General features: G+C 56.5%; 11 protein-coding genes. 3 read left to right on the forward strand and 8 right to left on the reverse strand.

Annotated elements, in window-relative coordinates:
- Nucleotides 1-12: 12 nt before the first annotated feature.
- Complete coding sequence (gene rep, locus ABFI50_RS08380; protein WP_008501569.1) at nt 13-2,037, reverse strand: DNA helicase Rep; 2,025 nt, start codon at nt 2,035-2,037, stop codon at nt 13-15.
- A gap of 85 nt (nt 2,038-2,122) precedes the next feature.
- Here rep and ppiC point away from each other — a divergent pair, with 85 nt between their 5' ends.
- The gene (gene ppiC / locus ABFI50_RS08385) at nt 2,123-2,404 is read left to right on the forward strand and encodes a peptidylprolyl isomerase PpiC (RefSeq protein WP_008501570.1); all 282 of its coding nucleotides are present in this window, start codon (nt 2,123-2,125) and stop codon (nt 2,402-2,404) included.
- A gap of 85 nt (nt 2,405-2,489) precedes the next feature.
- On the opposite strand, the gene ilvC is transcribed toward ppiC, so the two are convergent.
- Nucleotides 2,490-3,965: a ketol-acid reductoisomerase gene (gene ilvC / locus ABFI50_RS08390; RefSeq protein ID WP_045135412.1), complete on the reverse strand. Its 1,476-nt coding sequence runs from the start codon at nt 3,963-3,965 to the stop codon at nt 2,490-2,492.
- Nucleotides 3,966-4,117: 152 nt separating this feature from the next.
- On the opposite strand from ilvC, the gene ilvY reads away from it, so the two are divergent.
- Nucleotides 4,118-5,008, forward strand: coding sequence for an HTH-type transcriptional activator IlvY (gene ilvY, locus ABFI50_RS08395; RefSeq protein WP_014885674.1), 891 nt, complete (start codon nt 4,118-4,120; stop codon nt 5,006-5,008).
- Nucleotides 5,009-5,026: 18 nt separating this feature from the next.
- On the opposite strand, the gene ilvA is transcribed toward ilvY, so the two are convergent.
- From ilvA to ilvL, 6 genes are all read right to left on the reverse strand, one after another.
- Complete coding sequence (ilvA, locus tag ABFI50_RS08400) at nt 5,027-6,571, reverse strand: threonine ammonia-lyase, biosynthetic (protein ID WP_014885675.1); 1,545 nt, start codon at nt 6,569-6,571, stop codon at nt 5,027-5,029.
- A gap of 2 nt (nt 6,572-6,573) precedes the next feature.
- Nucleotides 6,574-8,424 carry a dihydroxy-acid dehydratase gene (ilvD, locus tag ABFI50_RS08405; protein WP_045281894.1) on the reverse strand — a complete coding sequence of 617 codons (1,851 nt, stop codon included), beginning with the start codon at nt 8,422-8,424 and terminating at the stop codon, nt 6,574-6,576.
- Nucleotides 8,425-8,484: 60 nt separating this feature from the next.
- Nucleotides 8,485-9,414 (reverse strand): branched-chain-amino-acid transaminase, encoded by a 930-nt coding sequence (gene ilvE, locus ABFI50_RS08410; protein ID WP_014885677.1) that lies wholly within the window; start codon nt 9,412-9,414, stop codon nt 8,485-8,487.
- 18 nt (nt 9,415-9,432) lie between these two features.
- Entirely contained in the window at nt 9,433-9,696 is a 264-nt protein-coding gene (gene ilvM / locus ABFI50_RS08415; protein WP_003860184.1) for an acetolactate synthase 2 small subunit, read from the reverse strand.
- Complete coding sequence (ilvG, locus tag ABFI50_RS08420) at nt 9,693-11,339, reverse strand: acetolactate synthase 2 catalytic subunit (protein ID WP_045135411.1); 1,647 nt, start codon at nt 11,337-11,339, stop codon at nt 9,693-9,695. Before ilvG ends, ilvM begins: the two co-directional genes overlap by 4 nt.
- Nucleotides 11,340-11,478: 139 nt before the next feature.
- Nucleotides 11,479-11,577, reverse strand: coding sequence for an ilv operon leader peptide (gene ilvL / locus ABFI50_RS08425; RefSeq protein ID WP_001311244.1), 99 nt, complete (start codon nt 11,575-11,577; stop codon nt 11,479-11,481).
- 341 nt (nt 11,578-11,918) lie between these two features.
- Here ilvL and ABFI50_RS08430 point away from each other — a divergent pair, with 341 nt between their 5' ends.
- Nucleotides 11,919-13,439 carry a YifB family Mg chelatase-like AAA ATPase gene (locus ABFI50_RS08430; protein WP_023331589.1) on the forward strand — a complete coding sequence of 507 codons (1,521 nt, stop codon included), beginning with the start codon at nt 11,919-11,921 and terminating at the stop codon, nt 13,437-13,439.
- Nucleotides 13,440-13,466: the final 27 nt, after the last annotated feature.

The raw sequence follows: 13,466 nt of genomic DNA on the forward strand, positions 1-13,466 counted from the left end.
AGCCCTTCAAACTCATCCCTTCTCTTTGGCTTTTGCCAGCATGGCGCGAATGTTTGCCACGTTCGCCTGGCCTTTGTGCATCCGCTCTTCAGCGGTAATCACCTTGCGCTCTTGTTCCCAAATCAGGTCGTCCTGCGGCAGTTCCAGCAGAAAACGGCTTGGCTCCGGGCGGACAAGCTCACCATACTGGCGGCGCTCTTTACACAGCGTGAACGTCAGCTCTTTCTGCGCACGGGTGATCCCCACATAGGCCAGACGCCGCTCCTCGTCGACGTTGTCTTCATCAATACTGCTCTGATGGGGCAGCAACCCCTCTTCCATACCGACCAGATACACATACGGAAACTCCAGCCCTTTTGACGCATGCAGCGTCATCAGCTGAACCTGATCAGCCTCTTCTTCGCTCTCGCCGCGCTCCATCATGTCGCGCAGGGTAAAGCGAGTGACCACCTGGGTCAGGGTCATCGGCTCATCGATTTCCGAGCCTTCCAGCATTTCGGTCATCCAGCTGAACAGCTGGTTAACGTTTTTCATGCGCATCTCAGCCGCTTTCGGGCTGGCGGAGGTTTCGTACAGCCAGGATTCGTAATCAATACCGTGAATCAGATCGCGCACCGCCGCCACCGGCTCGCGCTCTGCAAGACGCTGCACTTCGCCAAGCCAGTGGGTGAATCGCGTTAACGAGTCGTAACCGCGCCCGGTCAGCGTCTGGCTTAGTCCCATATCGAAGCTGGCCGTAAACAGGCTTTTATTGCGGGTCATCGCCCATTCACCCAGCTTTTGCAGCGTCGCCGGACCGATTTCGCGCTTCGGCGTATTCACGATGCGCAGAAACGCGCTGTCGTCATCCGGGTTAGTGAGCACACGCAGATAGGCCAGCAGATCTTTAATTTCAGGCCGTGAGAAGAACGAGGTGCCGCCCGAGATTTTGTACGGTATGCGGTTCTGCATCAGCATCTTTTCAAAGACGCGCGACTGGTGATTACCGCGATAAAGGATCGCGTAATCTTTATATTCGGTTTTGTTGACGAAGTGGTGGGCAATCAGTTCGCCCGTCACGCGCTCCGCTTCATGTTCTTCATTGTTGGCGCTGAGCACTTTCAGCTCCGTGCCGTAGCCCAGCTCGGAGAACAGGCGCTTTTCAAATACGTGCGGGTTATTGGCAATCAGGATGTTTGCCGCCTTCAGGATCCGTCCGGAGGAGCGGTAGTTTTGCTCCAGCTTAATCACCTGCAGCGCGGGGAAGTCTTTACTCAGCAGCACCAGGTTTTGCGGACGCGCGCCGCGCCAGGAGTAGATCGACTGGTCGTCGTCGCCTACCACGGTGAAACGGGCACGCTGGCCCACCAGAAGCTTTACCAGCTCGTACTGGCTGGTGTTGGTGTCCTGATATTCATCCACCAGCAGGTAGCGGATTTTATTCTGCCAGCGCTCGCGCACCTCTTCATTTCGCTGTAAAAGCAGCGTCGGCAGCAGGATCAGGTCGTCGAAGTCCAGCACATTACACGCTTTCATGTGCGCATCGTACAGACCATAACAGTGGGCGAAGATCCGATCCCGTTCCCCTTTGGCGATCGCCGCAGCCTGGGCCGGGGTCATCAGATCGTTTTTCCAGTTAGAGATCGTCGAGATCAGCTGCTGCAACAGCACCTTGTCATCTTCTATCAGCCCTTCAGTGAGCTCTTTGAGTAATGCCACCTGGTCGGTGTCATCGAAAAGCGAAAAGTTGGATTTCATCCCCAGCGCGGCATACTCACGTTTGATGATATCCAGCCCCAGCGTGTGGAACGTGGAGATCATCAGCCCGCGCGCCTCTTTGCGCCCCAGCGTCTGGCCGACACGTTCTTTCATTTCGCGTGCCGCTTTGTTGGTAAAGGTGACCGCCGCAATGTGACGGGCCTGATAACCACAGCCACGGATCAGGTGCGCAATCTTATTGGTGATGACGCGCGTTTTACCGGATCCTGCTCCCGCCAGCACCAGACAGGGTCCGGTGACAAATTCGACGGCTTGTTGTTGTCCGGGGTTTAGACGCATAAATGATCACTCAATGAAAGTCAGGAGGGGAGAATAACAGCGTGGTAGTATAGCGAGCCTAATCCATACCACTCAAGGCACGATCATGGCAAAAACAGCAGCAGCACTGCATATTCTTGTTAAAGAAGAGAAACTGGCTCTGGATCTTCTGGAGCAGATAAAAAACGGCGCCGACTTCGGCAAGCTGGCTAAGAAGCACTCAATTTGTCCGTCAGGCAAACGTGGCGGCGATTTAGGTGAATTCCGTCAGGGTCAGATGGTGCCGGCGTTCGATAAAGTGGTCTTCTCCTGCCCGGTGCTGGAGCCGACGGGTCCGCTGCACACGCAGTTTGGCTACCACGTCATTAAAGTATTATATCGCAAATAAAAAGCCGGGTGTCGGCTGCGCCTTACCCGGCCTACATTTTACGTGTTTGTAGGTCGGGTAAGCGAAGCGCCACCCGACGAGGTTGTTAACCCGCTACCGCGATACGCTTCATATCGGTCATGTAGCCACGCAGTTTGTGACCCACTTTCTCGATCTGGTGGCTGCGAATCGCTTCATTCACATCGCGCAGCTGCGCGTTGTCTACCGCACCTTCCGCAATCGCTTTGCCCAGATCGCCCGGTTGCAGGGTGGTCATGAACTCTTTCAGCAGCGGTACGCAGGCGTAAGAGAACAGGTAGTTACCGTATTCAGCGGTATCAGAGATAACCACGTTCATTTCGTACAGACGCTTACGGGCGATGGTGTTCGCGATCAGCGGCAGTTCGTGCAGAGATTCGTAGTAGGCAGACTCTTCGATGATGCCTGAATCCACCATGGTTTCGAACGCCAGCTCAACACCCGCCTTCACCATGGCGATCATCAGTACGCCTTTATCGAAGTACTCCTGCTCGCCAATTTTGCCTTCAAACTGTGGTGCCGTTTCGAACGCGGTTTTGCCGGTCTCTTCACGCCAGGTCAGCAGTTTCTTATCGTCGTTCGCCCAGTCCGCCATCATGCCGGAAGAGAATTCGCCGGAGATGATGTCGTCCATATGTTTCTGGAACAGCGGTGCCATGATGGTTTTCAGCTGTTCAGACAGAGCGTAAGCACGCAGTTTTGCCGGGTTGGACAGACGGTCCATCATCAGCGTAATACCGCCCTGCTTCAGCGCTTCGGTGATGGTTTCCCAGCCGAACTGGATCAGTTTTTCCGCGTAGGCCGGGTCGGTGCCTTCTTCCACCAGCTTGTCGAAGCACAGCAGAGAACCGGCCTGCAGCATACCGCACAGAATGGTCTGCTCGCCCATCAGGTCAGATTTCACTTCGGCAACGAAGGACGATTCCAGCACACCCGCACGGTGGCCGCCGGTCGCCGCTGCCCATGCTTTGGCAATCGCCATGCCTTCGCCTTTCGGATCGTTTTCCGGGTGAACCGCGATCAGGGTCGGTACGCCGAAGCCACGTTTGTACTCTTCGCGTACTTCCGTACCCGGGCACTTCGGTGCCACCATCACTACGGTGATGTCTTTGCGGATCTGCTCGCCCACTTCAACGATGTTGAAGCCGTGGGAGTAACCCAGCGCAGCGCCGTCTTTCATCAGCGGCTGTACGGAACGCACCACGTCAGAGTGCTGTTTGTCCGGGGTCAGGTTAACCACCAGATCCGCCTGCGGGATCAGCTCTTCGTAGGTGCCCACTTTGAAGCCGTTTTCGGTCGCTTTACGCCAGGAAGCACGCTTTTCAGCAATCGCTTCTTTACGCAGGGCATAAGAGATATCCAGACCGGAGTCACGCATGTTCAGGCCCTGGTTCAGACCCTGTGCGCCACAGCCGACGATGACCACTTTTTTACCCTGAAGGTAGCTCGCGCCATCGGCAAATTCATCGCGCGCCATGAAGCGGCATTTGCCCAGCTGCGCCAGCTGCTGGCGCAAGTTCAGTGTATTAAAGTAGTTAGCCATGGGTGATACCTCGTGATGTTGTGTGTCTTATTGTTCGGTTCGCGTTTCAGCGAGAATAGAACCACATTACAACAGGAAATTTATTGCGGAAATTGATATATTCACAACGTCATATTGCAATTTTTGCAATATAAAAAGGGGGAGTGGAATCGGTGGATTTACGCGATCTGAAAATGTTTCTGCATCTGGCGGAAAGCCGTCACTTTGGCCGCAGCGCACGGGCGATGCACGTCAGCCCCTCCACGCTCTCGCGCCAGATACAGCGCCTTGAGGAAGACCTCGGCCAGCCGCTGTTTGTGCGCGATAACCGCACCGTCACGCTCACGGAAGCGGGTGAAGAACTGCGCCTTTTTGCCCAGCAGACGTTGCTGCAGTATCAGCAGCTACGGCACGCCATTGACCAGCAGGGGCCGTCGCTGTCCGGCGAGCTGCATATTTTCTGCTCCGTCACCGCCGCCTACAGCCATCTGCCGCCCATTCTTGATCGCTTCCGCGCGGCACATCCATCGGTTGAAATTAAGCTGACCACGGGCGACGCCGCCGACGCGATGGAAAAAGTGGTGACGGGCGAAGCGGATCTCGCCATTGCAGGGAAACCCGAAACGCTCCCGGGTGCGGTAGCGTTTTCAATGCTCGAAAATCTGGCGGTGGTACTGATTGCCCCGGCGCTGCCCTGCCCGGTGCGAAACCAGGTATCGGTAGAAAAACCGGACTGGTCCACGGTGCCGTTTATCATGGCCGACCAGGGGCCAGTGCGCCGTCGCATTGAGCTGTGGTTCCGCCGACAAAAAATCAGTAACCCGTTGATTTACGCCACGGTCAGCGGTCATGAGGCGATGGTGTCGATGGTGGCGCTCGGCTGCGGCGTGGCGCTATTGCCGGAAGTGGTGCTGGAAAATAGCCCGGAACCGGTGCGCAATCGCGTGATGATTCTGGATCGCAGCGATGAGAAAACGCCGTTTGAGCTTGGCGTGTGCGCACAAAAAAAGCGGCTGCATGAGCCGCTTATTGATGCGTTCTGGAAGATATTGCCCAACCATTGAAGTCGGGTTGCGCTCCGCTTATCCTGCCAGGAAGAAACGGAAGGCGGGGTTGTGGGTTTCGTCGTGACACTCATAGCCCAGTTCGTTCAGCCGTGTTTCAAAATCCGGCTCGTGCTCACCCAGTTCAAACGCCGCCAGCACGCGGCCGTAGTCGGTGCCGTGGCTACGGTAATGGAACAGGGAGATGTTCCAGTGCGTGCCCAGCGTGTGCAGGAATTTGAGCAACGCGCCCGGTGATTCCGGGAATTCGAAGCTGAACAGGCGTTCCCTGAGCGGCTTCGAGGGACGCCCGCCGACCATATAGCGCACGTGCAGCTTCGCCATTTCGTCGTCTGAAAGGTCCACCACGCTGTAACCACCGTCATGCAGGAGGTTAAGGATCTCTTTACGCTCCTCGACGCCACGGCTCAGACGCACGCCGACGAAAATGCAGGCATCTTTGGCATCGGCGAAACGGTAGTTGAACTCCGTCACCGAACGACCGCCCAGCAGCTGGCAGAACTTCAGGAAGCTCCCCTTCTCTTCCGGAATAGTCACCGCCAGCAATGCTTCACGCTGTTCACCCAGCTCGCAGCGCTCGGACACGTAGCGCAGGCCGTGGAAGTTCACGTTGGCGCCGGAAAGCACATGCGCCAGGCGCTCGCCGCGGATGTTGTGCTGCGCGATGTATTTTTTCATCCCCGCCAGGGCCAGCGCGCCGGACGGCTCCGCGACCGCACGCACATCCTCAAACAGATCTTTCATTGCCGCGCAGATAGCATCGCTATCAACCGTGACGATATCGTCGAGGTATTCCTGGCAGAGACGGAAGGTTTCATCGCCAATGCGTTTTACCGCCACGCCCTCGGCAAACAGACCAACGCGCGGCAGATCCACCGGATGCCCGGCATCCAGCGCCGCTTTCAGGCAGGCAGAGTCCTCAGCTTCAACAGCGATGACTTTAATCTGCGGCATCAGCTGTTTAATCAGCACGGCCACACCCGCCGCTAACCCGCCGCCGCCCACCGGAACGAAGACGCGGTCGAGATGGGCATCCTGCTGCAGCAGTTCAAGCGCCAGCGTGCCTTGTCCGGCAATGACCATCGGGTGATCGAACGGCGGCACCCAGGTGAAGCCCTGCTGCTGCGCCAGCTCAATGGCTTTGGCTTTAGCTTCGTCAAAATTGGCGCCGTGGAGCAGCACTTCCCCGCCGAAACCGCGTACCGCGTCGACTTTGATGTCAGCGGTAGCAACCGGCATCACGATTAGCGCTTTCAACCCCAGACGAGCAGACGAGAACGCCACGCCCTGCGCATGGTTGCCCGCCGAGGCGGTAATGACGCCGCGCGCTTTTTGCTCATCGGTCAGTCCGGCCATCATCGCGTAGGCGCCGCGCAGCTTGAAGCTGTGCACCGGCTGGCGGTCTTCGCGCTTCACCAGGATCACGTTATCGAGGCGCGAAGAGAGTTTTTCCATTTTCTGAAGCGGCGTGACCTGCACGGCTTCATAGACCGGTGCACGTAGCACCGCTCTCAGATATTCCGCCCCCTCGGGGGCGGCGGATAAGGGTTGTGACTCGGCCATCATTAGCCCCCAAGTTTCGATTTATCGCGCACCGCGCCTTTATCTGCACTGGTGGCAAGGCTCGCGTATGCGCGCAGGGCGAAGGAGACTTCACGCTGACGATCTTTCGGCGTCCAGGCTTTATCGCCGCGCGCTTCTTGTGCCTCACGACGGGCCGCAATTTCCTGGTCGCTCAGCTTCAGTTGAATGCCGCGATTCGGGATATCGATTTCGATCAGGTCACCGTCTTCAATGATGGCGATGTTGCCGCCGCTTGCCGCTTCCGGTGAAACGTGGCCGATGGAGAGCCCGGACGTACCGCCGGAGAAACGACCGTCGGTGATCAGCGCACAGGCTTTGCCGAGACCCATGGATTTCAGGAAGGTGGTTGGGTAGAGCATTTCCTGCATGCCCGGCCCGCCTTTCGGCCCTTCATAGCGAATAACAACCACGTCGCCTTCTACCACTTTGCCACCGAGGATGGCGTCCACCGCTTCATCCTGGCTTTCGTACACTTTCGCCGGGCCGGTGAATTTAAGGATGCTGTCGTCCACGCCTGCCGTTTTCACGATGCAGCCGTTTTCCGCGAAGTTACCGTACAGCACGGCCAGACCGCCGTCCTTGCTGTAGGCGTGCTCCAGCGAACGGATGCAGCCTTCGGCGCGATCGTCATCCAGGGAATCCCAGCGGCAATCCTGCGAGAACGCCTGCGTGGTACGGATCCCGGCGGGACCGGCGCGGAACATCGTTTTCACCGCGTCGTCTCTGGTCAGCATCACGTCGTATTGGTCCAGCGACTCTGGCAGCGTCAGGCCGAGCACGTTTTTCACGTCGCGGTTCAGCAGCCCGGCGCGATCCAGCTCGCCCAGGATACCGATTACGCCACCGGCACGGTGAACATCTTCCATATGGTATTTCTGGGTGCTTGGCGCAACTTTACACAGCTGCGGCACTTTACGGGACAGCTTGTCGATATCACTCATGGTGAAGTCGATTTCGGCTTCCTGCGCGGCGGCCAGCAGGTGCAGAACGGTATTGGTGGAACCGCCCATGGCGATATCCAGCGTCATCGCATTTTCAAACGCCGCTTTGCTGGCGATGTTACGCGGCAGTGCACTGGCATCATCCTGTTCGTAGTAGCGTTTGGTGAGCTCAACGATGCGTTTACCGGCGTTGAGGAACAGCTGTTTACGATCGGCGTGTGTCGCCAGCAGCGAGCCGTTACCCGGCTGCGACAGGCCCAGCGCTTCGGTCAGACAGTTCATGGAGTTGGCGGTGAACATCCCGGAACAGGAGCCGCAGGTCGGACACGCGGAGCGTTCAACCTGGTCGCTCTGCTCGTCAGACACTTTCGGATCCGCGCCCTGGATCATCGCATCGACCAGGTCGAGCTTGATGATTTTGTCGGACAGCTTGGTTTTACCGGCTTCCATTGGGCCGCCGGAGACGAAGATCACCGGAATGTTCAGGCGCAGGGAGGCCATCAGCATCCCCGGGGTGATTTTATCGCAGTTGGAGATACAGACCATTGCATCGGCGCAGTGGGCGTTGACCATGTACTCAACCGAGTCGGCGATCAGCTCACGCGACGGCAGTGAATAGAGCATGCCCCCGTGGCCCATTGCGATACCGTCATCCACCGCGATGGTGTTGAACTCTTTCGCCACACCGCCGGAAGCTTCGATTTGCTCGGCAACCAGTTTACCGAGGTCGCGCAGATGCACATGGCCTGGCACAAACTGGGTGAAGGAGTTCACCACGGCGATAATTGGCTTGCCGAAATCGGCGTCGGTCATCCCGGTGGCGCGCCACAGTGCGCGGGCACCCGCCATGTTACGGCCGTGGGTGGTGGTGGCTGAACGATACTTAGGCATGCTTTATTTACTCCCGTCTGACTATTCAATGGGACGGTGCGTGCCGTCCCAAATTTATATTTAGTGATTAACCTGATCCAACCAGCCGTATTTATCTTCTGTTTCGCCAGTAAAGAGGCCAAAGAAGGCTTGCTGGATGCGTTTGGTGACCGGGCCACAGCGGCCTTCGCCGACCTGAATACCGTCTACGCTACGAACCGGCGTGATTTCAGCCGCCGTACCGGACATGAACACTTCATCAGCCAGATACAGGGATTCGCGAGACAGCACCTGCTCGCGCACTTCGATACCCAGGTCTTTCGCCAGCTTGATGATGGCGTCACGGGTAATACCCGGCAGCGCGGAAGATGTGAATGGCGGCGTGAACAGGATGCCATCTTTCACTTCAAACAGGTTTTCACCTGCGCCTTCCGAGATGTAGCCATTCACGTCCAGCGCGATACCTTCCTGATAGCCGTGACGGCGCGCTTCGCTACCGACCAGCAGAGAGGAAAGGTAGTTACCGCCCGCTTTAGCAGCGGTCGGGATGGTGTTTGGCGCCACGCGGTTCCAGGAAGAAACCATTGCGTCGATCCCCTGCTCCAGGGCTTCTGCTCCGAGGTAAGCCCCCCACGGGAACGCGGCAATGATCACATCGGTGTTGTAACCGGCTGGCGGGTTCACGCCCATACCGACATCACCCACGAAGACCAGTGGACGAATGTAGGCGCTGGTAAGGTTATTCTTGCGAATGACTTCGCGGCAGGCTTCCATCAGCTCATCAACGCTCTGTGAAACCGGGAAACGATAAATTTTGGCTGAATCATGCAGACGCTGCATGTGTTCGCGATGGCGGAACACCACTGGCCCTTTGTGAGAATCGTAGCAACGGATACCTTCAAAGACGGAGGTGCCGTAGTGCAGCGCGTGGGACATGACGTGGACCTTCGCGTCCTCCCAGCGAACCATCTCACCATTGAACCAAATGTAATCAGCTTTTTTTGTCGTCATTTTTTCGTCCTGTCACGCTTAAGCGCGGATTTGTTGTGATGTGGTTGTGCTCTGGCAGATGGCAACATGGGCAACGTCTACCAGTTTTGATAACTGACTAAACAGTAAGTCGACCGGCCGCGGGCTGGCAACGGTTAATTCGATACTGATGTTCTGCGCGTCGGTGGCCGTCTCCATATTCATAGAGCAAATCTGAAAACCACGATGACGGACCACACGCAAAACGCGTTCCAAGGTTTCCGGGTTGAAGCGAGCCTGCACGGCGACCTGATGTTGCATCATGATAATTTCTCCAGCATTTGTGAGTTACTGGCACCGGGCGGTACCAATGGCCAGACGTTCTCAAGCTCGTCGATTGAGACATGAAGCAGGTACGGCCCTTCGCTTGACAGCATGGTGTCGAGTGCCGCTTCAACCTGGTCTTTACGGGTGATGTGCTGGCCAGGAATGCCGAAGGCGCTGGCCAGGGTGAGGAAATCGGGGTTATCGGTCAGGGTGGTTTCGCTGTAACGCTCCTGGAAGAACAGCTGTTGCCACTGGCGAACCATCCCTAAACGCTGATTATCCAGCAACACGATTTTCAGCGGCAACTGCTTGCGCTTAACGGTTCCCAGCTCCTGAACGTTCATCATGAAGGAGCCGTCACCGGAGATACAGATAACCGTATCGTTCGGGCGAGCCACCTGCGCACCCACGGCGGCAGGCAGGCCAAAGCCCATGGTGCCTAAGCCGCTGGAGGTGATGAAGTTTTCCGGACGGGTGTAGGTCATGTGCTGGGCTGACCACATCTGGTGCTGGCCTACGTCGGTGGTGACGACGCTATCAGCCGGTTTACGGTCAGACAACTGTTTCAGCAGCAGCGGCGCGTAGATGGCATCGCCAGGATGGTCGTAACGCCAGGCGTGTTCGGCGCGCATCTCTGCGGCGTGCTGGCGCCACGCGCTGATATCCAGTGGCTGCGCCAGTGCAGGTAACAGCGTATTGAGATCGCCCTGCAGCGCGACGTGCGCCTGACGCAGTTTGTTCATCTCCGCCGGGTCGATATCCATATGGATAACTTTGGCATTTGGCGCGAAGGTATTCAGTTTGCCGGTAACGCGGTCGTCAAAACGCGCACCCACGGCGATGAGCAGATCGCACTCTTGCACCGCCAGGTTTGCGGCTTTAGTGCCGTGCATCCCCAGCATGCCGAGATAGTATGGGTCGTCTGCATCAACCGCACCAAGACCTTTCAACGTGCAGGTGGCAGGCATTTGCGTTACCGCGATAAATTCACGCAGGGCAGGCACGGCCTGCGCCATGCCGACACCCCCGCCGACGTACAGCATCGGCTGTTTCGCCTGCGCCAACATCTGGCGCGCCTCTTCAACCTCTGCATGCGGGAACGCATCGTCGCTTTCCACGGTGGAGAAGTGCGGTTCCAGTTCGCCGAGTGCAACCTGGATATCTTTCGGGATATCCACCAGAACGGGGCCAGGGCGGCCCGAGCTCGCTACTTCGAACGCTTCGGCCATTACGCGCGGCAGCTCATCCAGAGACTGGACAAGGAAGCTGTGCTTGGTGCAGGCCAGCGATAAACCAAGTACGTCCACTTCCTGGAAAGCATCGGTACCGATAAACGGGGAAGCCACCTGACCGGTGATCGCCACGACGGGCACGGAATCGAGCAGTGCATCAGCCAGGCCGGTAATCAGGTTCGTTGCGCCCGGACCTGACGTTGCCATGCACACGCCAGTTTTACCCGTCGCGCGGGCATAGCCGATAGCGGCCATTGCTGCCCCCTGCTCGTGTCGGCACAAGAGATGTTCCACGCCGCCGTCATACAGTGCATCGTAAATCGGCATGATCGCGCCACCCGGATAACCGAATACGGTCTCGACTCCCTGCGCGCGCAACGCATGTACAACCCATTGTGCCCCATTCATAGTTAGTTCCCCGTCATAAATCTGGAGAAACAGAATTTTATGCTAGTCGTCATGTCCTGCTCCTCGTTTACGTTTTTTAGTCATAAAAAAACCCCCGGACCTTTCGGTGCGGGGGTCTTAGTTCGTTAAGGCTTGATTTCTAAGCCTTTCCTCGTCCAAGTGCAGCCCCGCACGGTGGGATAATAATCACCACCACGCTAATCACGACCAGGCTAATCACTCGTAGAAGGGCTGTCATTTTCAGTTCTTTTTGCATCTTGTTCGAAGGAATACCTAAAGAGGTATCACAGTTTTTAAATCAAACACAAGATTTATTTATGACGCATTTGGTTAGGCCGCGAATCATATTTCTTAAAATCGTTGTTTTATATGGGGAAATTGAAGAATGAATATTTTTCATATTTTTACGACGGCGCTAACCATCAAAACGGCGCTTTTTACCTTCTGCGAGAAGTCTTCCACGGGTATGTAATGATTTCAGTGTGCGCTTAAAATCTCTGAATAAGAGCCGTAAATACACAAAATGACGCTAAACAGACAAAAGAGGCACTGGCATAGTCGTACCAGGAGGTAGTGCAAATGTCACTGTCAGTTGTTTATACGCGTGCGGCTCTCGGGGTGAAGGCACCGCTTATTTCTGTAGAGGTTCATCTGAGTAATGGGCTACCCGGGCTCACGCTCGTCGGGCTACCTGAAACGACGGTTAAAGAAGCCCGGGATCGCGTTCGCAGCGCAATAATAAATAGCGGTTATACCTTCCCCGCAAAGAAGATCACCATCAACCTGGCTCCCGCCGATCTGCCCAAAGAGGGAGGACGATATGATTTACCTATCGCGATTGCGCTTCTCGCAGCCTCTGAGCAGCTTAATACGACCAGGCTAGGCTCGTACGAGTTTGTGGGAGAACTCGCGCTCACAGGCGCGTTAAGGGGCGTTCCCGGTGCGATATCGGGCGCGCTGGAAGCTATACGTGCAGGACGGCAAATCATTGTCGCGAATGAAAATGCATCAGAAGTGAGTCTTATCGCCGAGAAGGGGTGTCTTGTCGCAGGGCATTTACAGGAAGTTTGCGCCTGGCTGGAAGGGCGCCATGAACTGTCCGAGCCGGAAGAGTGTGACAATGTTATAGCCGATACCCCAGAGGATCTCAGCGAGATTATGGGACAGGAGCAAGGGAAACGGGCGCTGGAGATTACGGCCGCAGGTGGACACAATCTTCTTTTGATCGGCCCGCCTGGTACGGGTAAAACGATGCTGGCGAGCAGGCTGAGTGGCTTGCTGCCACCGCTCAATAATCATGAAGCGCTGGAAAGTGCCGCCATTTATAGCCTTATCAGTTCTACCTCGTTGCAAAAACAGTGGCGCCGTCGCCCTTTTCGTTCACCTCATCATAGCGCTTCACTGACGGCGATGGTCGGCGGTGGGTCTATTCCCGGGCCGGGTGAAATATCACTGGCGCACAATGGCATTCTGTTTCTCGACGAGCTGCCTGAGTTTGAGCGCCGCGTCCTGGATGCCCTGAGAGAACCCATTGAATCTGGAGAGATACACATCTCACGCACGCGAGCCAAAATAAGCTATCCCGCGCAGTTTCAGCTGGTCGCTGCGATGAATCCCAGCCCTACGGGTCATTATCAGGGCAACCATAACCGCTGTACGCCTGAGCAGACGTTGCGCTATCTGGGAAAGTTATCCGGCCCGTTTCTCGACCGTTTCGATTTATCCCTCGAAATCCCCCTTCCCCCGCCGGGCCTGCTCAGGCAAAAAGGCATCACGGGTGAAAGCTCAGCAGATGTACGCGAGCGGGTCATTGCTGCCCAGACGCGACAATATGCCCGTCAGAACAGGCTGAATGCGCGGCTGGATAATGCCGGGATCCGGCAGTTTTGTTCTCTTAACATGGAGGATGCGGTTTGGCTGGAGGAAACCTTGACGCGTTTTGGTCTTTCTATACGCGCGTGGCAGCGTTTGCTGAAAGTGGCCAGAACCATTGCTGACGTGGAGGGTTGTAGTGACATTCAGAGGAAACACTTGCAGGAGGCGCTGAGCTACCGCGCTATCGATCGTTTGCTGCTCCATCTGCAGAAGTTGCTGGCGTAAAAAAGGGGCCGTAGCCCCTTCTCATCA

It is taken from the genome of Enterobacter sp. HNDS-6, from assembly GCF_039850505.1.
GTDB lineage: Bacteria > Pseudomonadota > Gammaproteobacteria > Enterobacterales > Enterobacteriaceae > Enterobacter > Enterobacter kobei.